Origin of the sequence: Streptomyces actuosus, from assembly GCF_016921115.1 — a bacterium.
Classification (GTDB): domain Bacteria; phylum Actinomycetota; class Actinomycetes; order Streptomycetales; family Streptomycetaceae; genus Streptomyces; species Streptomyces actuosus_A.
This window is the reverse complement of record NZ_JAFFZS010000008.1, coordinates 61722-83450: the sequence shown is the minus strand read 5'-3', so window position 1 is coordinate 83450 and position 21729 is coordinate 61722. Positions and strand designations below refer to the sequence as shown.

Genomic DNA, 21729 nt, shown 5'->3' with positions numbered 1-21729 from the left:
GGCATCAGCGGCGCGCCGGGAGGCCGGGCGGTGAGCCGCACGGCCTCCCGAGACGCGCCGAGGGGCGCCCGGCGGTCACCGGGCGCCCCTCACGTGCGTGGTCCTCCGCGGTCAGGTCGTGCTGCCCGCACGCCTGCCCGCGTGGCCGTGCCCCCGGCCGTCGCCGCGTGCGGCCTGCTCCTGGAGCAGCGCGGCGATCGAATTGACGTCGTCGGCGACGCCGAACACGCCCTGGATGTCGGGGGCCGAAGCGCCGTTGACTCCGACGAAGAAGGTGTGCAGATGACCGTCCGCCGCCTCCAGATAGCCGGCCAGGGTCTGCCCGCCCACCGCGAAGCGCTGGTTGAGGGTGTCGAAGCCGACGACCGTGCCCGTCTTGGCGAACACCTTGCCCTTGGCGGGGCAGTCGGTGCAGGAGGCCGACAGGCTGCCGTCGACGCCCAGGATCGGCAGGGCGAGCCGGAACCGGTCCGCCTCCGGGGTGCCCTGCCAGTAGTGCAGCATCTGCTCCAGAGCCACCGGCGTGGCCCGGTCGACGGGATCGCCGCCCCGGCCGTCCGCGAGCTGGATCTGGCCGGGGTCCACCCCGGCCCGCTTCAGGAAGGACCTGAGGACCGGGAAGCCGTCCATGCAGTCGTGGCTGCCCTTGGCGACGGCCATGTTGCACAGGGCCAGGTTGGCGCCCAGGTTGTGACTGACCTTCAGGATCAGCTTGGCGTACTCGGCGTACACCGGTGAGACGTACGCGGCCACCCGCCGGCCGCCGATCGGGCTCGGCGGCAGCTTGCCCTCCGGGTTGGGTCCGGTCGCCGCGGCGGTGACCTTCACGCCCGCCCGGGCGAGGGCCTCGATCAGGGCCGTGCGTCCGAAGGCGCCGGGGTCCTGCACGTCGGAGATCCGCAACGTCGGCTGTGCGTCGGCGGCGATGGTGCCGGAGAGGGTGATCCGGGTGCCGTCGTCGGACGCCGACACCTCGATGTCGGTGGTGCCGCCCGCCGCCACCGTCCTCACCGTCGAGGTCACCTGGTACGGCGCGACCTGCGGACGCCAGGACAGCCGGGCGGGGCGGCCCGGCCGGGTCGGCGTGGTCAGCAGGTCGATCACGTTGTCGTTGATGATCAGCGGATACGGGCGGGGGTCGAGCGCGGGCGGCGTGAAGATGCGGTCGTCCACGATGACGTCGCCGCGCACCTCGGTGATGCCCGCGCGGCGCACCTGGTCGGCGAGGTCGTTGATCCCGGCGAGCGGGTTCTCCGGAGTGAGCGTGGCCCCCGGAAGGCTGTTGGCGTAGGTGTGGTCGATGCTGGTGTAGGAGACGCTGCCGTCGGGCGCGGTGCGCCCGCCCATGGTCAGGTCGCCCTGCGCGACGAGAGCGAGGTCGCCGGTGAGGACGCTGCCGTCCCGCCGCCCCAGGGCCTGGACCGGTGTGGTGAACCGGTGGTCCCCGCCGAGGGTGTGCCAGGCCCCGGAGACGCTGAACAGCTTCTCCGCCGAACCCGGGATGAAGAACTGCCCGGCCCCCATCGCGTGGATGACCCGGCCGGTCTCCAGGTCCGTCTCCGTCACCCCCCACCGCGCGTACTCGTAGCCGGGCTTGTGCATGATCGCCGTGATCTCGGGGCCCAGGCGCTGGTCGGAGTCGGTGGCGGGGGCGGTCGCGGCCGTGGTCGTGACGACCGCGAGCAGCGTGCCCGCGGCGGCCCAGCCACGCCAGTTACGGATCTTCGATCTCACAGTTCCACCTGCTGGGGTCGGAAGCCGGAAGCCGGGAACCGGGGCCGGTGCAGCGGTAGGGATCGGCCCCGGCCACCGGGCACTCGCCGCATCGTAGAAGCGCACAGCCCACTTATCGGGCATATGAGGCGATATTTGGGCAGACTCGGGCGAGGCCACCTCATCGGCGGAACGTGCGGAGGGCATGCGTGCGGCCGGCGGTGGAGGCGTGCGGAGCACGGTCGACTGTGTCCGGTGCGCGGGGAAACGGGTTCTTCAGCCGGATCCGGAGACCGGAGGGGAACCGGGCGGGGCGCGGAGAACGCCGACGGGGGGGCGACACGCCGTGTCGCCCCCCCCGTGGGGGAAGAGTCCGGAGACCCGGGAGGGCCCGGGGAGGGCCCGCGCAAGAGCCCCGGAAGGTTCGGGGAAGGCCTCCGCGGGTGAACCCGGCCGGCCCCGGGCGGGCCCGGAGGGGAAGGGTCAGAGGCGTTCGATCACATGGTCGACACACTTCGTCAGCGCCTCGACGTCCGCCGGGTCGATCGCCGGGAACATCGCGATGCGCAGCTGGTTGCGCCCGAGCTTGCGGTACGGCTCGGTGTCGACGATGCCGTTGGCGCGCAGGACCTTGGCGACGGCGGCGGCGTCGATCTCGTCCGAGAAGTCGATCGTGCCGATGACCTGGGAGCGCTTGGCCGGATCGGCGACGAACGGGGTCGCGTGCTTGGACTCCTCCGCCCAGGCGTACAGGCGGCCGGAGGAGTCCTTGGTCCGCGCGGTGGCCCAGTCGAGCCCGCCCTGGCCGTTGATCCACTCCAGCTGCTGGTTCAGCAGGAAGAGGGTGGCGAGGGCCGGGGTGTTGTACGTCTGGTTCTTGCGGGAGTTGTCGATCGCCGTCGGCAGCGAGAAGAACTCCGGGACGTGCCGGCCGGAGGCGTGGATCCGCTCGGCGCGCTCGATCGCGGCGGGGGAGAACACGCCGATCCACAGGCCGCCGTCGGAGGCGAAGGACTTCTGCGGGGCGAAGTAGTAGACGTCGGTCTCGGCGACGTCGACCGGGAGGCCGCCCGCGCCGGACGTGGCGTCGACCAGGACCAGCGCGCCCGCGTCGGCGCCCTGGACCCGCTCGATCGGCATGGCGACGCCGGTCGAGGTCTCGTTGTGGGTGAACGCGTAGACGTCCACGCCCGCCTCGGCCCGCGCCTCGGGGTGCGTGCCCGGGTCGGCGGCGATGACGGTGGGCTCGGCCAGCCACGGGGCCAGCTTGGCCGCCTTGGCGAACTTGGAGCTGAACTCGCCGAAGGCGAGGTGCTGCGACTTGCTCTCGATCAGGCCGTGGGTCGCGATGTCCCAGAACGCGGTGGAGCCGCCGTTGCCGAGGACGACCTCGTAGCCCTCGGGCAGCGAGAACAGCTCGCGGACGCCCTCGCGGACCTGACCGACCAGGTTCTTGACGGGGGCCTGGCGGTGGGAGGTGCCCAGCAGGGACGTACCCGTGGCGGCCAGGGCGTCCAGCGCCTCCACCCGCACCTTGGAGGGACCCGCGCCGAATCGACCGTCCGCGGGCTTGATGTCAGCAGGAATCTGGATCTCAGCCACGAGGCGGAGCGTATCCCCTCGGAGAAACCCGAACGAAACGTGTCCGTCCGATGAGACGAGTCCGCGGGCGCCCGAACCTGTGGGGAACTACGAAGCGCACAGGGGGCGGAGGGGCGCGGCGGGGGCGCGGCGGGGACGCGGAGAGCAGCACCGGGAGAGGCGCGGAGACGGCCGCGAGACGCCCTCGACGAGGCGCACCGGGAGGGCGGGTGAGGTGGTCGTGGGACGGCTCGCAGGGGGAGGCGGGCTCGGGACGCGCGGGGCCGTGGTGACGGTCGGTGGCCGGATGCATGCTGGAGGGCATGACGGATCTGGAGGCAGAACTGCGCGGCGCCGTCCGGGGCGAGGTGGACTTCGGCGTCACCGCACGGGCGCTGACCACGATGGACGCGTCCAACCACCGGCGCGTTCCGCTGGGCGTGGTGGCCCCGCGCGACGCCGACGACGTGGCCGCTGTGCTGGAGGCGTGCCGGTCGCGGGCGGTGCCGGTGGTCGCGCGGGGCGCGGGCACGTCGATCGCGGGCCAGGCCACGGGGACGGGCGTCGTGCTGGACTTCACCCGGCACATGAACCGCCTGCTGCGCCTGGACCCGCAGGCGCGCACGGCCGTCGTCCAGCCGGGGCTCGTCCTGGACCGTCTCCAGGAGGCCGCCGCGCCGCACGGCCTGCGCTTCGGCCCGGACCCCTCCACGCACAGCCGGTGCACCCTCGGCGGGATGATCGGCAACAACTCCTGCGGCGCGCACTCGGTGGCCTGGGGGACGACCGCGGACAGCGTGGCCGGGCTGGACGTGATCACCGCGCGGGGCGGGCGGCTGCGGCTCGGGCGGGAGTGGGCGGGCGCACCGGACGGCCTGCGGGAGCTGACCGAGGGGAACCTGGCCCGGCTGCGCACCGGCTTCCCCGAACTGCCCCGCCGTATCTCCGGGTACGCGCTCGACGCGCTGCTGCCCGAGAACGGCGCCGACGCGGCCCGCTCCTTCTGCGGCAGCGAGGGCACGCTCGCCGTACTGACGCAGGCGGTGGTGCGGCTCGTGGAGGCGCCCCCCGCGCGGGCGCTCGCGGTGCTGGGATACCCCGACGAGAGCGCGGCGGCGCAGGCGGCGGCCGGACTGCTGGCGCACGGACCGCTGACGGTGGAGGGCATGGCGGCCGACCTGGTGCCGTCGACGGCGGCGCTGCCGCGCGGTGGGGCCTGGCTGTTCGTGGAGACAGGAGGGGAGACGGCGGACGAGGCACGCGCGCGTGCCGAGGCGGTCGTCCGCGCGGCCGACGTCGTCGGCGCCGCGGTCGTCACCGACCCGGCGGGGCAGCGTGCGCTGTGGCGGATCCGCGAGGACGCGGCGGGCACGGCGACCCGGATGCCGGACGGTTCGGAGGCCTGGCCCGGCTGGGAGGACTGCGCGGTGCCGCCGGCACGACTCGGCGCCTATCTGCGGGACTTCCGCGCCCTGCTGGCAGCCCACGGCCTGCGCGGCACCCCCTACGGCCACTTCGGCGACGGCTGCATCCACGTCCGCGTCGACTTCGACCTGGTCACCGAGGTGGGCGTGGCCCACTACCGCCGTTTCTCGGGTGAGCTGGCCGAGCTGGTCGTCGCACACGGCGGCTCCCTGTCCGGGGAGCACGGGGACGGGCTGGCCCGGTCGGAGCTGCTGCCGCGGATGTACGGCGCGCAGACGGTGGGCCTGTTCGAGCGCGCCAAGGCGCTCTGGGACCCCGACGACCTGCTCAACCCCGGTGTGCTGGTCCGCCCGGCACCCCTCGACGCGAACCTCCGCTTCTCCGTCCTGCCGCGGGAACCGGTGGAGGTGGCCTTCGGCTACCCGGCCGACCGCGGCGACTTCTCCGCGACGGTGCGTCGCTGCGTGGGCGTCGCCAAGTGCCGTACGGAGACGGTGTCCGGGCCCGCCGTGATGTGCCCGTCGTTCCGCGCGACGGGGCGGGAGGAGCACTCCACGCGCGGGCGCGCCCGGCTGCTGCACGAGATGCTCGCCGGGGAACTGGTGACCGACGGGTGGCGCTCGGCGGAGGTGCGTGACGCACTCGACCTGTGCCTGTCCTGCAAGGGGTGCCGCTCCGACTGCCCCGTCGAGGTCGACATGGCCACCTACAAGGCGGAGTTCCTGCACCACCACTACGCCGGGCGCCGCCGCCCGGCCGCCCACTACGCGCTGGGGTGGCTGCCGGTGTGGCTGCGCTGGGCGGCGCGGACGCGCACGGCCCGGCTCGTGAACGCCCTGGCCGCCGTACCGCCGCTGGCCCGGGTGGCGAAGCGGGCCGGGGGGATCGCGCCGGAGCGGGAGATCCCGCGGCTGGCCGAGCGGACGTTCAGCCGGTGGTGGGAGCGGCGCCGCGGCCCGCGGGGCCCGGCGGACGGCGGTGACGTGGTCGTCCTGTGGCCGGACACCTTCACCGAGCACTTCTCGCCGTCCGTGGGCCGTGCGGCCGTCCGGGTCCTGGAGGCGGCGGGGCTGCGCGTGGCGCTGCCCCCGACCGTGCACCTCGGACGCCCGCCCGTCGGCGACGGGCGGACGGTGGCGCTCGACCCGCTCTCGCTGCTGCGGGGCCGGGGCCGCGTCTGCTGCGGGCTGACGTACGTCTCCACGGGCCAGCTCGACCGCGCCCGGACGGTCCTGAGGCGCACCCTGGACCTGATGGAACCGGTGCTGGAGACGGCCGCCCCGGTCGTCGTCCTGGAGCCCAGCTGCGCGGCGGCCCTGCGCACCGACCTGCCGGAACTGCTCCACGACGACCCGCGCGCCGCCCGCCTGGCCGCCCGCGTGCTGACCTTCGCGGAGACCCTGGAGCGGCACGCGCCCGGCTGGACCCCGCCCCGCGTCGACCGCACGGCGGCCGGCCAGACCCACTGCCACCAGCACGCCGTCCTCGGTGACGCGGCCGATCGGCGGCTGCGCGAGGCCGCCGGTCTCACCGGCGACCTGGCCGGCGGCTGCTGCGGCCTGGCCGGCAACTTCGGGTTCGAGAAAGGGCACTTCGACGTGTCGCGGGCGTGCGCGCAGGAGCAGCTCCTGCCTGCGGTACGGGACGCCGCGCCGGACGCGGTGCTCCTGGCCGACGGCTTCTCCTGCCGGACGCAGCTGGAGCAGCTGGCGGGGGCGCGGGGGCTCCATCTGGCCCAGGTGCTGGCGCGGTCCCTGCCGGGGGAAGGCACGGCGGGCGATGCGGCGGGAGGTGCCGAGGGGGAGGAGACGGCGGGCGGCTGAGGGCCGGGCGGGCAGCGGCGGAAGGCGGGCCGTCCGACGGGGGTGGACCCGGCGCATCCGGCCCGCCCCGGCCTCCGCGCCGCCGCACGGTCCGCCCGGTGGCCGGGTGCGCCCGTGGCAGTCGCGCCGGGCGGCCGAGCAGCCGGGGGACGGGAGCGGCCGGGACACCCGGCCATCCGCGCACGGTCACCCGGACGGCCGCGGCCGCGAGGCGGCGTTCCCCCGCCGGACGGGGGAGCGGCGGCAGTGAAGGGGAAGGCGGATCTCACCCACGGGGCGGCTCGGGTTCCGGTGGCCGACTCAGTCCATTACTCTGGACCAGAAAGTGCATCATGATGGACGATCTTCGAGCCGAGCACCAGGACAGCCCGTGACCTCCCCCGACGCCGCAGCCCTCACCGCCGCGCAGACCGCGACCCACCCCGCCCCCGCGCCGGCCCGTGCGCCGGGCCTTCGCCCGGGTGGTTCCCTCGGCCCCGTGGGCCTGGTGCTGGCCGGCGGTGTCTCGGTCCAGTTCGGCGGGGCGCTGGCGGTCACCCTGATGCCGAGGGCCGGCGCGCTCGGTGTCGTGGCGCTGCGACTGCTGGTGGCGGCCGTCGTGCTGCTCGTGGTGTGCCGGCCCCGGCTGCGCGGGCACTCCCGGGCCGACTGGGGCACCGTGATCGTCTTCGGGATCACCATGGCCGCGATGAACGGCCTCTTCTACCAGTCCGTCGCCCGCATCCCGCTGGGCCCCGCGGTCACCCTGGAGGTCCTCGGCCCGCTGGCGCTCTCCGTCCTGACCACACGCCGCGCCATCAACGTCCTGTGGGCCGGGCTCGCCCTCGCCGGTGTCTTCCTGCTCGGCGGCGGGGGCTTCTCCGGCCTCGACCCCGCCGGCGTCGCCTTCGCGCTGGGCGCGGGCGCCATGTGGGCCGCGTACATCGCCTTCAGCGCCCGCACCGGCCGGCGGTTCCCGCAGGCGGACGGGCTGGCGCTGGCCATGGCGGTGGGGGCGCTGCTCTTCCTGCCGCTGGGCGTCGCGGAGGCCGGCGGCAGGCTCGTCGACCCGGTGACGCTGGGGCTGGGCGCCGCGGTGGCCCTGCTGTCCTCGGTGCTGCCCTACACCCTCGAACTCCTCGCCCTGCGCCGCCTGCCCGCGCCCACCTTCGCCGTCCTGATGAGCCTGGAGCCCGCCATCGCCGCGACCGCCGGGTTCCTCGTCCTGGGCCAGGCGCTGTCCGCCGCGCAGAGCGTCGCCATCGCGTTCGTCATCGCGGCGAGCATGGGAGCGGTGCGGACGCAGGTGGCCCGGGCGAAGGGTGCCGTGGAGAGCTGACCGGGGCCCCGGCCTCACGCGCCCGCGAAGTCTTCGGTCCTCTCCCACACCGACACGTGCTGCCGGCTCTCGCCGGTGAAGGGCTCCCGCGTCCAGCCCTCCCAACGCTCCTGCGGGCGCATCCCGGCCAGCCGGGCCATCAGGTCCAGTTCGGCGGGCCAGGCGTAGCGGAACGGGATCGACCGATACCGGCCGCGTCCGTCCCGGACCGAGACGTGGTGCGAGCTGACCGACTGCGTGGCCACGTCGTACAGGTCGAAGCCGATCCGCGAGCCGTCGACCCGGAACGGCACCACGTTCTGCCCGGGCGGCAGTCGGCGCAGGTCGGGCACCATCACCTCGACGACGAAGCGGCCGCCCGGTTCCAGATGCGCGGCCGCGTTGCGGAAGCACGCCACCTGGGCGTCCTGCGAGGTCAGGTTCATGACCGTGTTGTAGACCAGGTAGACGACCTGAAAGGTGCCCTCCACCCGCGTCGTCGCGAAGTCCCCTATGGTCACACCGATGCCGTCGCCGCCCGGCTTGGCCCGCAGGCGCTCCACCATCGCTCTGGACAGGTCGATGCCGTGCACCTCCACCCCGCGCGCCGCGAGCGGCAGGGCGATCCGCCCGGTCCCGATCCCGAACTCCAGCGCCCGCCCGCCGGGCCCGGCCGGCTCCGCCAGCAGGTCCACGGCCGGGTCCACCGCCCGTGGAGCGAACATCTCCGCCGACGCCTCGTCGTACGCCGCCGCCACGGACTCCCCGAAGTACCCGTCCTCATCGAGCATCCGACGACCGTAGGGGCCGGTGCCCTCGGAGGCATCAGGTTTTCGGCGGGCCGGACCCCCTCGGGGGCCCGGCCCGGTTCCGTCGTGGCCCGTCAGGCCCCGAGAATAAATCATGCAAGCATGCTTGATTGTTTAGAGTCCCGCTGCCATGCTCCCCCCATGTCAGATCCGACGCCCGTGATCGACGACCTGCGCGCCGAGAGCGCCGAACTCGACCTCCTGGTAGGGGAGTTGACTGCCGAGCAGTGGGCCCTGGCCACCCCGGCCCCCGGCTGGGGCATCGCCCACCAGATCGCCCACCTCGCCTGGACCGACCGGTCCGCCCTGCTGGCCGTCACCGACCAGGACGGCTTCCGCGCGCTGGTGGAGAAGGCCCTCGCCGCCCCCGACCGCTTCGTCGACGACGGCGCCGAGGAGTACGCGCTCCTCCCGCCCGCCGAACTGCTCACGAGCTGGCGGGACGGCCGGGCCGCGCTCGACCGGGCGCTGCGCGAGGCCCCGCCCGGCGCCCGGTTCCCCTGGTACGGCCCGCCGATGTCCACCGCCTCCATGGCCACCGCCCGCATGATGGAGACCTGGGCGCACGGCCAGGACGTCGCCGACGCGCTCGGCGTCACCCGCGCCCCCACCGACCGCCTGCGGCACATCGCCCGCCTCGGGGTCCGCACCCGCGACTTCGCCCACGGCGTCCACGGCCTGCCCGTCCCCGCCGACCCCTTCCGCGTCGAGCTGCTCGCCCCCTCCGGCGAGCTCTGGGCGTACGGCCCCGAGGACGCCCCCCAGCGGGTCACCGGCCCCGCCCTCGACTTCTGCCTGCTGGTCACCCAGCGCGCCCACCGCGCCGACCTCGCCCTGACCGCCGAGGGCCCGGACGCCGACCGCTGGCTGGACATCGCCCAGGCCTTCGCGGGGCCTCCGGGCGGCGGGCGCCCGCCGCAGGAGGCAGACGGCTCGGCGGACGGGGGCCCGCGATGAGCCCGGCCCCGGGCGAACCCCTGCGCGTCGGCAACGCCTCCGGCTTCTACGGCGACCGCTTCGACGCCCTGTGCGAGACGCTCACCGGCGGCGAACTCGACGTCCTCACCGGGGACTACCTCGCCGAACTGACCATGCTCATCCTGGCCCGGGACCGGCTCAAGGACCCGTCCGCCGGGTACGCCCGCACCTTCCTGCGCCAGCTGGAGGAGTGCCTCGGCCTGGCGCACGAGCGCGGCGTGCGGATCGTCACCAACGCCGGCGGTCTCAACCCGGCCGGACTCGCCGACGCCGTACGGCGGCTCGCCGACCGGCTCGGCATCCCCGTGCGCGTGGCCCACGTCGAGGGCGACGACCTGCACGGCACGCACCCGGGTGCGCTCGCCGCCCACGCCTACCTCGGCGGCTTCGGCATCGCTGCCTGCCTGCGCGCGGGCGCCGACGTGGTGGTGACCGGGCGGGTGACGGACGCGGCCCTGGTCACCGGGCCTGCCGCCGCCCACTTCGGGTGGGCGCCGACGGACCACGACCGGCTCGCGGGTGCCGTCGTCGCCGGGCACGTGCTGGAGTGCGGCGCGCAGGCCACCGGCGGCAACTACGCCTTCTTCCGGGGCGCCGACGTGCGCCGCCCCGGCTTCCCGCTCGCCGAGATCCACGCCGACGGCAGCAGCGTCATCACCAAGCACCCCGGCACCGGCGGTCTCGTCGACGTCGGCACGGTGACCGCACAGCTGCTGTACGAGACGGCCGGCGCCCGGTACGCGGGGCCCGACGCCACCGCCCGGCTGGACACCGTGCGGCTGAGCCAGGAGGGCCCCGACCGGGTGCGCGTCGAGGGAGTGCGCGGCGAGGCCCCGCCACCGGCGCTCAAGGTCGGCGTCAACCGCCTCGGCGGCTTCCGCAACGAGGTCGTCTTCGTCCTCACCGGCCTCGACATCGAGGCGAAGGCCGCGCTGGTGCAGGCGCAGATGGAGGGAGCCCTCGGCAAGATCGCCGAGGCCCGCTGGACGCTGGCCCGCACCGACCGGCCCGACGCCGACACCGAGGAGACCGCGAGCGCGCTGCTGCGGCTCGTCGTGCGCGACCCGGACCAGGCGGCCGTCGGGCGGGCGCTCAGCGGGGCGGCCGTCGAGCTGGCGCTCGCCAGCTACCCTGGCTTCCACGTGCTCGCACCGCCCGGGAAGGGCTCCCCGTACGGGGTGTTCGAGGCGGCGAGCGTCCCCCAGGACGCCGTCGCGCACCTCGCGGTGCTCCCCGACGGGAGCCGCGTACCGGTGGACCCGCCCCACGACACCCGCCCGCTCGACGCCGTGCCGGAACCCGCGCTGCCCCAGCCCCTGCCGCCGGGACCGGTGCGCCGCGCACCGCTCGGCCTGGTCGCCGGGGCCCGCAGCGGCGACAAGGGCGGCGACGCCAACGTCGGAGTGTGGGTGCGGTCCGAGCAGGCGTGGCGGTGGCTCGTGCACGAGCTGACCACCGACCGGTTCCGGCAGCTGATCCCCGAGAGCCGGGACCTGCCCGTCACCCGGCACGTCCTGCCGAACCTGCGCGCCGTGAACTTCGCCGTCGAGGGCGTCCTCGGCGCCGGCGTCGCCTCCCAGCACCGCTTCGACCCGCAGGCCAAGGCGCTCGGCGAATGGCTGCGCGCCCGCCACCTGGACATCCCGGAGGCCCTGCTGTGACCGTCCTGACCTCCGCCCTGGACACCGCCGGCCCCGACTACCGGGCCCACCGCGAGGCCATGCTCGCCAAGCTCGACGAGCTGTCCGCCGAGCACGCCAAGGCCCTCGCCGGCGGCGGCGAGAAGTACGTCGAACGGCACCGCAGGCGGGGCAAGCTCCTCGCCCGCGAGCGGATCGAGCTGCTCCTCGACCCCGACACCCCGTTCCTGGAACTGTCGCCGCTGGCCGCCTGGGGCAGCGACCACGCCGTCGGCGCCTCCCTGGTCACCGGTATCGGGACCGTCGAGGGTGTGGAGTGCCTGATCACCGCCAACGACCCGACCGTCCGCGGCGGCGCCAGCAACCCCTGGTCGCTGAAGAAGGCCCTGCGTGCCAACGACATCGCCCTCACCAACCGGCTGCCCTGCATCAGCCTCGTGGAGTCCGGCGGCGCCGACCTGCCCTCCCAGAAGGAGATCTTCATCCCGGGCGGCGCGATCTTCCGGGACCTGACCCGGCTGTCCGCGGCCGGCATCCCCACCGTCGCCGTCGTCTTCGGCAACTCCACCGCCGGCGGCGCCTACGTCCCCGGCATGTCCGACCACGTGATCATGGTCAAGGAGCGGGCGAAGGTGTTCCTCGGCGGGCCACCGCTGGTGAAGATGGCGACGGGGGAGGAGAGCGACGACGAGTCCCTCGGCGGTGCCGACATGCACGCGCGCGTGTCGGGCCTCGCCGACTACTTCGCCGTCGACGAACCCGACGCGCTGCGGCAGGCACGCCGGGTCGTCGCCCGGCTCAACCACCGCAAGGCGTACGGCGATCCGGGCCCCGCCAAGCCGCCCGAGTACGCGGAGGAGGAACTCCTCGGCATCGTCCCCGGCGACCTGAGGACCCCCTTCGACCCGCGCGAGGTCGTCGCCCGCCTCGTCGACGGCTCCGACTTCGACGAGTTCAAACCGCTGTACGGGACGAGCCTGTGCACGGGCTGGGCGGCGCTCCACGGCTACCCGGTCGGCATCCTGGCGAACGCCCGGGGCGTGCTGTTCAGCGAGGAGTCGCAGAAGGCCGCCCAGTTCATCCAGCTCGCCAATCAGCGGGACATCCCGCTGCTGTTCCTGCACAACACCACCGGCTACATGGTCGGCAGGGAGTACGAACAGGGCGGCATCATCAAGCACGGCGCGATGATGATCAACGCGGTGAGCAACTCGCGCGTCCCCCACCTGTCGGTGCTCATGGGCGCCTCCTACGGCGCCGGGCACTACGGCATGTGCGGGCGCGCCTACGACCCGCGCTTCCTGTTCGCCTGGCCCAGCGCCAAGTCGGCGGTCATGGGCCCGCAGCAGCTCGCCGGCGTGCTGTCCATCGTCGCCCGGCAGTCGGCCGCCGCCAAGGGGCAGCCGTACGACGAGGAGGCCGACGCCGCGCTGCGCGCCATGGTGGAGCAGCAGATCGAGTCCGAGTCGCTGCCGATGTTCCTGTCCGGGCGGCTGTACGACGACGGTGTCATCGACCCGCGCGACACCCGCACCGTCCTCGGCCTGTGCCTGTCCGCCATCCACACGGCGCCCTACGAGGGTGCCCGCGGCGGCTTCGGCGTCTTCCGGATGTGAGGGATCCACATGATTGCGACTGTGCTGGTGGCCAACCGGGGCGAGATCGCCTGCCGGATCTTCCGCACCTGCCGTGAGCTGGGCATCCGGACGGTGGCCGTGTACTCGGACGCCGACGGCGACGCCCTCCACGCGCGCGTGGCGGACGAGGCGGTGCGGCTACCCGGGGCGGCCCCCGCGGAGACCTATCTGCGGGCCGACCTGATCGTGAAGGCGGCGCTCGCCGCCGGAGCGGACGCCGTGCACCCCGGGTACGGGTTCCTCTCCGAGAACGCCGACTTCGCGCGTGCCGTGCAGGACGCGGGGCTGGTCTGGATCGGACCGCCCCCACAGGCGATCGAGGCGATGGCGTCCAAGACCCGGGCGAAGGAACTGATGGGCATCGAGCCCCTGGGCGAGGTCACCGAGGCCGATCTGCCGGTGCTGGTGAAGGCCGCCGCGGGCGGCGGGGGGCGCGGGATGCGCGTCGTGCGCCGCTTGGAGGAGCTCGGCGCAGCCCTGGAGAGCGCGCGCGCCGAGGCCGCGAGCGCGTTCGGCGACGGCGAGGTGTTCGTCGAGCCGTATGTCGTGGACGGCCGCCACATCGAGGTGCAGGTCCTCGCCGACACGCACGGCACGGTGTGGGCGCTGGGCACCCGCGACTGCTCCCTGCAGCGCCGGCACCAGAAGGTGATCGAGGAGGCGCCCGCGCCCGGCCTGGGGGCGGGGCTCGAACGAGAGCTGCACGCGCTGGCCGTGCGCGCTGCCCGCGCCGTCTCCTACGTCGGCGCGGGCACCGTCGAGTTCCTGGTCGCCGACGGCCGCGCCCACTTCCTGGAGATGAACACCCGCCTCCAGGTCGAGCACCCCGTCACCGAGGCCGTCTTCGGCCTCGACCTCGTCGCCGAACAGATCCGCGTCGCCGAGGGCCACGCCCTGGCCGACGCGCCGCCGCCCGCGCGCGGTCACGCGATCGAGGCCCGCCTGTACGCCGAGGACCCGGCCCGCGACTGGGCCCCGCAGACCGGCACCCTGCACCGCCTCGCCGTGCCGGAGGGGGTGCGCCTGGACACCGGGTACGCCGACGGCGACCGCATCGGCGTCCACTACGACCCGATGCTCGCCAAGGTCGTCGCGCACGCCCCCACCCGCGCCGAGGCGCTCCGCAGGCTCGCCGGCGCTCTCGAACGGGCGGCCGTCCACGGCCCGGTCACCAACCGCGACCTGCTGGTGCGGTCCCTGCGGCACGAGGAGTTCGCCTCCGCCCGCATGGACACCGGCTTCTACGACCGCCACCTCGCCGACCTGACGGCGCCCGCCCCCGACCCGCACGCCCCCCTGGCCGCCGCGCTCGCCGACGCCCACGGCCGCTCCCGCTTCGGCGGCTGGCGCAACCTGCCGTCCCAGCCGCAGGCCAAGCGGTACGCGATGGCGGGGGAGGAGCACGAGGCGCGCTACGTCCGCACCCGGACAGGCTTCACCACCGAGTCCCCCGGCGTACGCGTCGTGCACGCCGGCGCCCACCTGGTCGTCCTCGACGTCGACGGCGTTCGGCGCCGCTACGAGGTCGCGCGCTACGGCGACGACGTCCACGTCAACGCCGACCGCCTCACCGCCCTGCCCCGCTTCTCCGACCCGACCGCCCAGCACGCCCCCGGTTCCCTGCTCGCGCCCATGCCGGGCACGGTCGTCAAGGTCGCCGACGGTCTCGCCACCGGATCGAGTGTCCGGGCCGGCGAACCGATCGTGTGGCTCGAAGCGATGAAGATGCAGCACCGGATCTCGGCACCCGCGACCGGGACGCTCACCGCCCTGCACGCCGTGCCCGGCCAGCAGGTCACGGTCGGCGCGCTGCTCGCGGTCGTCGACCCCGCCTGAGGGCTGCGGGTCCCCCGACCTGCGGCCCACGCCGCCCCACGGCGGCACCACCGTCCGAGGCACCACCGTCCGACACATCACCGATCCGAGGCACCACCGATCTCCCGCGAGCCACCCCACCGAGAACCGCAGCCCGGAGGAGACCCATGACCACGCACATCGAGTCCGACGAGCACAAAGCCCTCCGATCCGCCGTGTCGGCCCTCGGCAGCCGCTACGGCCGCGACTACATCACCCGGACCGTCGCGGAGGGCCGCCACCCCACCGAGCTCTGGCAGGAGGCCGGCAAGCTCGGCTACCTCGGCGTCAACCTGCCCGAGGCCTACGGCGGCGGGGGCGGCGGCATCACCGAACTCGCCCTCGTCCTGGAGGAACTCGGCGCGGCCGGCTGCCCCCTGCTCATGCTGGTGGTCTCCCCCGCCATCTGCGGCAACGTGATCGCCCGCTTCGGCACCGAGGCGCAGCGGCAGGCCTGGCTCCCCGGCCTCGCGGACGGCACCCGCACCATGGCCTTCGGGATCACCGAGCCGGACGCCGGGTCCAACAGCCACCGCATCACCACCACCGCCCGCCGCGATCCCGGCAGCGGCGACTGGCTGCTCACCGGCCGCAAGGTCTTCGTCTCCGGCGTGGACATCGCCGACGCCACCCTCATCGTCGGGCGCACCGAGGACTCCCGCACCGGGCGCCTCAAGCCCTGCCTGTTCATCGTCCCGCGTGACGCCGACGGCTTCACCAGGCGGCCCATCGACATGGAACTCACCGCCGCGGAGAAGCAGTTCGAGCTCGTCCTGGACGACGTACGGCTGCCCGCCGACGCGCTGGTGGGCGACGAGGACGCGGGCCTGCTGCAACTGTTCGCCGGACTGAACCCGGAGCGGATCATGACGGCGGCGTTCGCGATCGGCATGGGACGCCACGCACTCGCCCGCGCCCTCGACTACGCGCGCGAACGGACCGTGTGGAAGACGCCCATCGGCGCGCACCAGGCCATCGCCCACCCCCTGGCGCAGGCGCACATCGACCTGGAACTGGCCCGTCTGATGATGCAGAAGGCGGCCCACCTCTACGACGCGGGGGACGACGTCGGCGCGGGCGAGGCCGCCAACATGGCCAAGTACGCCGCCGGGGAGGCCTGCGTGAAGGCCGTCGACCAGGCCGTGCACACCCTCGGCGGCAACGGCCTCACGCGCGAATTCGGCCTGGCCTCGTTGATAACTGCCGCGCGCGTGGCTCGTATTGCTCCGGTGAGCCGGGAGATGATTCTCAACTACGTCTCCCACCAGACCCTGGGTCTGCCGAAGTCGTACTGATCCGGCACAACGCCGTGCGAGGAGGAACCGTGTTCCGCAGCGAGTACGCAGACGTCCCGGCCCTGGAACTGCCCATCCACGAGGCCGTTCTGGGCCGCGCAGCCGAGTTCGGGGACGCGCCCGCCCTGATCGACGGCACCGACGGCACCACACTCAGCTACGAGCAGGTGGACCGGTTCCACCGCCGCATCGCCGCCGCTCTCGCCGAGGCCGGCGTCCGCAAGGGCGATGTGCTCGCCCTGCACAGCCCCAACACGATCGCCTTCCCGACCGCCTTCCACGCCGCCACGCGCGCGGGCGCCTGCGTCACCACCGTGCACCCGCTCGCCACACCGGAGGAGTTCGCCAAGCAGCTGAAGGACTCCGCGGCCCGCTGGATCGTCACCGTCTCCCCGCTGCTCCAGGCCGCGCGGAGGGCCGCCGAACTCGCCGGCGGCATCGAGGAGATCTTCGTCTGCGACAGCGCGCCGGGACACCGCTCGCTGATCGACATGCTGGCGAGCACCGCCCCCGAGCCGGACGTGCGCATCGACCCCGCCGAGGACGTGGCCGCCCTGCCGTACTCGTCGGGGACGACCGGCATACCCAAGGGCGTGATGCTCACCCACCGGCAGATCGCCACCAACCTCGCCCAGCTCGAACCGGCGATCACCGCCGGCCCCGGCGAACGCATCCTCGCCGTCCTGCCGTTCTTCCACATCTACGGCCTGACCGCCCTCATGAACGCACCCCTGCGCCAGGGCGCCACCGTCGTCGTCCTGCCCCGCTTCGACCTGGAGACGTTCCTCGCGGCCATCCAGAACCACCGCATCACCGGCCTGTACGTGGCCCCGCCGATCGTCCTCGCGCTCGCCAAGCACCCGCTCGTCGCGCAGTACGACCTGTCGTCGCTGAAGTACGTCCTCAGCGCCGCCGCACCCCTGGACGCCCAGCTCGCCGCCGCCTGCTCCCGGCGGCTGGGCCTGCCGCCCGTCGGCCAGGCCTACGGCATGACCGAGCTGTCCCCCGGCACCCACGTCGTCCCACTCGACTCCATGCACCGGGCCCCCGCGGGTACGGTCGGCCGGCTCATCGCCGGCACCGAGATGCGCATCGTCTCCCTCGACGACCCCGGCAAGGACCTCGGCACCGGCGAGCCCGGCCAGATCCTCATCCGCGGCCCCCAGGTCATGAAGGGCTATCTCGGCCGTCCCGACGCCACCGCCGAGATGATCGACCCCGAGGGCTGGCTGCACACCGGGGACGTCGGCCACGTCGACGAGGACGGCTGGCTCTTCGTCGTCGACCGGGTCAAGGAACTCATCAAGTACAAGGGCTTCCAGGTGGCCCCCGCCGAACTGGAGGCCCTCCTGCTCACCCACCCCGGCATCGCCGACGCCGCCGTCATCGGCGTCCCCGGCGACCAGGGCACCGAGATCCCGCGCGCCTACGTCGTGCGCCAGCCGGAGTCCGACGAACTCTCCGAAGGGGAGGTCATGATGTACGTCGCCGAACGCGTCGCCCCCTACAAACGCATCCGCCAGGTCACCTTCATCGACGCCGTCCCGCGGGCCGCCTCCGGCAAGATCCTGCGCCGGCAGCTCAGGGAGCACTCCTGATGACCCTGGTCGGCCGCACCCGCGACCGGGGCGTGGAGACCCTCAGCCTCGACTCCCCGGACACCCGCAACGCGCTGTCCGCCGCCCTCGTCACCGACCTCGCCGACGCCCTCGCCGACTGCGGCAAGGACGGCGATGTCCGCGCCGTCGTCCTCACCCACACCGGGAACACCTTCTGCGCGGGCGCCGACCTGCGGGACCCGCCCGCGCCGGACGCGCTGGTGGCGCTGCTGCGGCAGATCGTCGAACTGCACAAGCCCGTCGTCGCGAGGATCACCGGCCACGTCCGCGCCGGCGGCCTGGGCCTGCTCGCGGCCTGCGACATGGCGGCGGCGACCCGGCAGGCCACCTTCGCCTTCACCGAGGTCCGCATCGGCGTGGCCCCCGCGGTGATCTCCCTGCCGGTCCTCCCGCGCACCGACCCCCGCGCCCTGGCCCGCTACTTCCTCACCGGCGAGCGCTTCACCGCACCCGAAGCGGTCCGCATCGGCCTGCTGACGGCGGAGGGCGAGGACGTCGACGCGACCCTGGAACCCGTCCTGGACGGCCTGCGCCGGGCCTCCCCCCAGGGCCTGGCCGAGACGAAGGCACTGCTCACGGCTAGGGTGCTGGAAGCATTCGATCGGGACGCGGCCGACCTGACCGCGCTCTCGGCCCGGCTGTTCTCCACCCCGCAGGCCCGCGAGGGGATGACGGCCTTCCTAGAACGACGGGATCCGGTATGGGTGCTGCGAGCACAGTAGAAGGCGATCGCCTCCCCAAGCAGGACCGCAGCCGCGCCACCCGGCAGCGGCTGCTGGAGGCCGCCGTGGCCTGCCTCGCCGAACACGGCTGGGCCGGCTCCACCGTCTCCGTCGTCGCCGAACGCGCCGGTGTCTCCCGTGGTGCGGCCCAGCACCACTTCCCGACCCGTGAGGACCTGTTCACGGCGGCCGTGGAGTACGTCGCCGAAGAGCGCTCGCTGGCCCTGCGCGCCCTGTTCCCGCAGGGTGCGCAGGCCGGCGACCGCCGCGCCGTCGTCGCCGCGCTCGTCGACCTGTACACCGGGCCCCTCTTCCGCGCCGCCCTCCACCTGTGGGTCGCGGCCTGCGACGAGGAGCAGCTGCGTCCGCGCGTGACGGAGCTGGAGGCCCGCGTCGGCCGCGAGACCCACCGCATCGCCGTGGAACTGCTGGCCGCCGACGAGTCCCGTCCCGGGGTCCGTGAGACCGTGCAGGGGCTGATGGACATGGCCCGCGGCCTGGGCCTGGCCAATCTCCTCACCGACGACCGGGCCCGCCGGGAGCCGGTCGTGGCGCAGTGGGCCCGGCTGCTGGACGCGGCGCTGGGTTGACGCGCTGGCGCCCGTTGTCGGTGGCGGCGGCTACCGTCGCCGTGTGGGTGATCACTTCCGGACCGTCGTCGACCTCGACGCGACCCCGCAGCAGGCCGCGCGGCTCGCCGAGCGGGCGGTGCGGTGGCTGGTGGCCGAGGGGATCGTGCTCGCCGAGCGCACGGACTGCGTCCTGGGGCCGCCCCTCGGGCATCCGCCGGGCCCGCACTGGTGGCGGGCGGTCGGGGCGGCCCGCACGGACCGGGAGAAGCCCTTCGACGGTCTCGCCGTGTACGCCGAGCGGACCGTCTTCCACGGCGGCCAGGGCGAGCCCGAGGCGGTGACCTGCCCCCGCTGCCGCGCCTCCACCCGCCTGATCACCGACGAGTGGGATCCGATCGACGAGGTCCGGGCGCTGTTCGGCGACGCCGTCGGCACCGGGCACCGCACCGGCACCGAGGCCGCGGTCGCCTGCCCCGCCTGCGCCCGCGAGGTCCCCCTGACCGCATGGGGCTGGCCCGACGACCACTTCGCCTTCGGCCACCTGGGGCTGGAGTTCTGGAACTGGCCGGAGCTCACCGACGGCTTCCGCTCCCGCCTCTCGGAGGTCCTGGACGGCCACCGCACGGTCCGCGTGCGGGGCAAGCTCTGACGTGGCCGCGGCCGCGGGCTCAGGGGCTCAGCCGCTCCACCCGCCAGCTCCCGTCCTGCTCCGCGACATACCGCAGCCGGTCGTGCAGCCGGTTCTCCCGGCCCTGCCAGAACTCCACCTCCAGCGGTGCCACCCGGAAGCCGCCCCAGTGCGGCGGCACCGGCACCTGCTCGCCCTCCGGGTAGCGGGTCGTCAGCTCCGCGTACGCGGCGTCGACCTCCGCGCGCGAGGTGATCACACGGGACTGCGCGCTCGCCCACGCGCCCAGCTGGGAGCCGTGCGGCCGGGTGCGGAAGTAGGCGGCCGTCTCCTCCCGCCCGGTCCGCCGCGCCACGCCCAGCACGATCACCTGCCGAGCCGTCGCGTGCCAGGGGAACAGCAGCGACACGTACGGGTTCTCCGCCAGGTCGCGCGCCTTGCGGGAGTCGTAGTTGGTGTAGAACACGAAACCCTGTTCGTCGAACTGCTTCAGCAGCACCGTGCGCGAGCCGGGCCGTCCCTCGGAGTCCGCCGTGGAGACGACCATCGCGTTCGGCTCGAACAGATGGGCCTCGGTCGCCGCCTGTGTGAACCAGCGCGCGAACTGCTCCACCGGAGTGGCGGCCAGCTCGGACTCGGTCAGGCCCTCGGCCCGGTACTGCTTGCGCATCGAGGCGGGGTCCGGGGCGAGGGAGTCGGTCGGATCGAAGCGGCGGGCGTCTGGGTCGGTCACGCGGTCATCTTGCCCCATACCGGGCCCCGCGGGGTCGCCGTTCCGCAGACGGTTCGGCCCGGATGGTGGCACTGAGTGCCGCGACCGCTGCCCAGATCTGGCACTCGGGGATATGGTGCTGATGCCGCCCCGCGGGGTGACAGTGGGGGATGACCCCCCACCGGACGGGGCATCACAGGGCCAACCACCCGGCACCGAGCCGTGCCACCCCACATCGATCCAGATCGAAGAGGTCGTCCCACACCCCTGACAGCCGTTCCCCCACGATCCGTCGCCCACATCATGAGGAGCCGCCTGATGTCCGACTTCGTACCCGGACTCGAGGGAGTCGTCGCGTTCGAGACGGAAATCGCCGAACCCGACAAGGAAGGCGGCGCCCTGCGGTACCGCGGCATCGACATCGAGGACCTGGTCGGCCACGTCTCGTTCGGCAACGTCTGGGGTCTGCTGGTCGACGGTGCGTTCAACCCGGGACTGCCGCCCGCGGAGCCGTTCCCCATCCCCGTCCACTCCGGCGACATCCGCGTCGACGTGCAGTCCGCGCTCGCGATGCTGGCGCCGGTGTGGGGCCTCAAACCGCTGCTGGACATCGACGGGGCCCAGGCCCGCGCGGATCTCGCCCGCGCCGCCGTCATGGCCCTGTCCTACGTCGCCCAGTCCGCCCGCGGCCAGGGCCTGCCCATGGTCCCGCAGCGCGAGATCGACAAGGCGAGCTCCGTCGTCGAACGCTTCATGATCCGCTGGCGGGGCGAGCCCGACCCCAAGCACGTCGCCGCCGTGGACGCCTACTGGACCTCCGCCGCCGAGCACGGCATGAACGCCTCCACCTTCACCGCGCGCGTCATCGCCTCCACCGGCGCGGACGTCGCGGCCGCCCTGTCGGGCGCCGTGGGCGCGATGTCGGGCCCGTTGCACGGCGGCGCCCCCTCCCGCGTCCTCGGCATGATCGAGGAGATCGAGCACACCGGCGACGCCGACGCCTACGTCAAGAACGCCCTGGACCGCGGCGAGCGTCTCATGGGCTTCGGCCACCGCGTCTACCGCGCCGAGGATCCCCGGGCCCGCGTCCTGCGCCGCACCGCCCGCGAACTCGGCGCCCCCCGGTACGAGGTCGCCGAGGCCCTGGAGAAGGCGGCCCTGGAGGAGTTGCACAACCGCCGCCCCGACCGGGTCCTCGCCACCAACGTCGAGTTCTGGGCGGCGATCGTCCTGGACTTCGCCGAGGTCCCGGCGCACATGTTCACGTCCATGTTCACCTGCGCCCGGACGGCCGGCTGGTCGGCGCACATCCTGGAGCAGAAGCGCACCGGCCGTCTGGTCCGCCCCACCGCCCGCTACGTGGGCCCGGGCCCGCGCAGCCCCCGCGACGTCGACGGCTACGCGGACCTGACCGAGCAGTAGGC

General features: G+C 74.1%; 16 protein-coding genes. 12 read left to right on the top strand and 4 right to left on the bottom strand.

Going from position 1 to position 21729, the window contains the following annotated elements; genetic code table 11:
* Positions 1 to 111: 111 nt before the first annotated feature.
* A complete protein-coding gene (gene dacB / locus JS756_RS12935; protein WP_307790564.1) occupies positions 112 to 1734 on the bottom strand; it encodes a D-alanyl-D-alanine carboxypeptidase/D-alanyl-D-alanine endopeptidase in 1623 nt (540 codons plus the stop codon).
* A 462-nt stretch (positions 1735 to 2196) separates the two neighbouring features.
* Positions 2197 to 3315: a phosphoserine transaminase gene (gene serC / locus JS756_RS12930; protein ID WP_205383213.1), complete on the bottom strand. Its 1119-nt coding sequence runs from the start codon at positions 3313 to 3315 to the stop codon at positions 2197 to 2199.
* 302 nt (positions 3316 to 3617) lie between these two features.
* Here serC and JS756_RS12925 point away from each other — a divergent pair, with 302 nt between their 5' ends.
* Together JS756_RS12925 and JS756_RS12920 are read left to right on the top strand one after the other, a co-directional pair.
* Positions 3618 to 6542, top strand: coding sequence for an FAD-binding and (Fe-S)-binding domain-containing protein (locus JS756_RS12925; RefSeq protein WP_205383212.1), 2925 nt, complete (start codon positions 3618 to 3620; stop codon positions 6540 to 6542).
* A 370-nt stretch (positions 6543 to 6912) separates the two neighbouring features.
* Positions 6913 to 7860 (top strand): EamA family transporter, encoded by a 948-nt coding sequence (locus tag JS756_RS12920; RefSeq protein ID WP_205383211.1) that lies wholly within the window; start codon positions 6913 to 6915, stop codon positions 7858 to 7860.
* Between the two features lie 14 nt (positions 7861 to 7874).
* Here the strand turns inward: JS756_RS12920 and JS756_RS12915 are convergent, their stop codons facing one another.
* The gene (locus tag JS756_RS12915; RefSeq protein ID WP_205383210.1) at positions 7875 to 8630 is read right to left on the bottom strand and encodes a class I SAM-dependent DNA methyltransferase; all 756 of its coding nucleotides are present in this window, start codon (positions 8628 to 8630) and stop codon (positions 7875 to 7877) included.
* Between the two features lie 159 nt (positions 8631 to 8789).
* Here JS756_RS12915 and JS756_RS12910 point away from each other — a divergent pair, with 159 nt between their 5' ends.
* From JS756_RS12910 to JS756_RS12870, 9 genes are all read left to right on the top strand, one after another.
* Positions 8790 to 9605: a TIGR03084 family metal-binding protein gene (locus tag JS756_RS12910; protein ID WP_205383209.1), complete on the top strand. Its 816-nt coding sequence runs from the start codon at positions 8790 to 8792 to the stop codon at positions 9603 to 9605.
* A complete protein-coding gene (locus JS756_RS12905; RefSeq protein WP_205383208.1) occupies positions 9602 to 11287 on the top strand; it encodes an acyclic terpene utilization AtuA family protein in 1686 nt (561 codons plus the stop codon). The genes JS756_RS12910 and JS756_RS12905 overlap by 4 nt, the downstream gene beginning before the upstream one ends.
* Positions 11284 to 12882: an acyl-CoA carboxylase subunit beta gene (locus JS756_RS12900; RefSeq protein ID WP_205383207.1), complete on the top strand. Its 1599-nt coding sequence runs from the start codon at positions 11284 to 11286 to the stop codon at positions 12880 to 12882. The genes JS756_RS12905 and JS756_RS12900 overlap by 4 nt, the downstream gene beginning before the upstream one ends.
* Before the next feature lie 9 nt (positions 12883 to 12891).
* Positions 12892 to 14739 carry an acetyl/propionyl/methylcrotonyl-CoA carboxylase subunit alpha gene (locus JS756_RS12895; RefSeq protein WP_205383206.1) on the top strand — a complete coding sequence of 616 codons (1848 nt, stop codon included), beginning with the start codon at positions 12892 to 12894 and terminating at the stop codon, positions 14737 to 14739.
* Positions 14740 to 14885: 146 nt separating this feature from the next.
* Positions 14886 to 16052 carry an acyl-CoA dehydrogenase family protein gene (locus JS756_RS12890; RefSeq protein WP_205383205.1) on the top strand — a complete coding sequence of 389 codons (1167 nt, stop codon included), beginning with the start codon at positions 14886 to 14888 and terminating at the stop codon, positions 16050 to 16052.
* 29 nt (positions 16053 to 16081) lie between these two features.
* The gene (locus tag JS756_RS12885) at positions 16082 to 17650 is read left to right on the top strand and encodes a 4-coumarate--CoA ligase family protein (RefSeq protein WP_205383204.1); all 1569 of its coding nucleotides are present in this window, start codon (positions 16082 to 16084) and stop codon (positions 17648 to 17650) included.
* Positions 17650 to 18393 (top strand): enoyl-CoA hydratase family protein, encoded by a 744-nt coding sequence (locus tag JS756_RS12880; RefSeq protein ID WP_205383203.1) that lies wholly within the window; start codon positions 17650 to 17652, stop codon positions 18391 to 18393. Before JS756_RS12885 ends, JS756_RS12880 begins: the two co-directional genes overlap by 1 nt.
* Complete coding sequence (locus tag JS756_RS12875; protein ID WP_205383202.1) at positions 18372 to 18983, top strand: TetR/AcrR family transcriptional regulator; 612 nt, start codon at positions 18372 to 18374, stop codon at positions 18981 to 18983. The genes JS756_RS12880 and JS756_RS12875 overlap by 22 nt, the downstream gene beginning before the upstream one ends.
* Positions 18984 to 19026: 43 nt before the next feature.
* A complete protein-coding gene (locus tag JS756_RS12870) occupies positions 19027 to 19614 on the top strand; it encodes a hypothetical protein (protein WP_205383201.1) in 588 nt (195 codons plus the stop codon).
* 19 nt (positions 19615 to 19633) lie between these two features.
* Here JS756_RS12870 and pdxH read toward each other — a convergent pair whose 3' ends face one another.
* Positions 19634 to 20263: a pyridoxamine 5'-phosphate oxidase gene (pdxH, locus tag JS756_RS12865; RefSeq protein ID WP_438817313.1), complete on the bottom strand. Its 630-nt coding sequence runs from the start codon at positions 20261 to 20263 to the stop codon at positions 19634 to 19636.
* A gap of 360 nt (positions 20264 to 20623) precedes the next feature.
* Here pdxH and JS756_RS12860 point away from each other — a divergent pair, with 360 nt between their 5' ends.
* Positions 20624 to 21727: a citrate synthase 2 gene (locus tag JS756_RS12860; protein WP_205383199.1), complete on the top strand. Its 1104-nt coding sequence runs from the start codon at positions 20624 to 20626 to the stop codon at positions 21725 to 21727.
* Positions 21728 to 21729 lie beyond the last annotated feature (2 nt).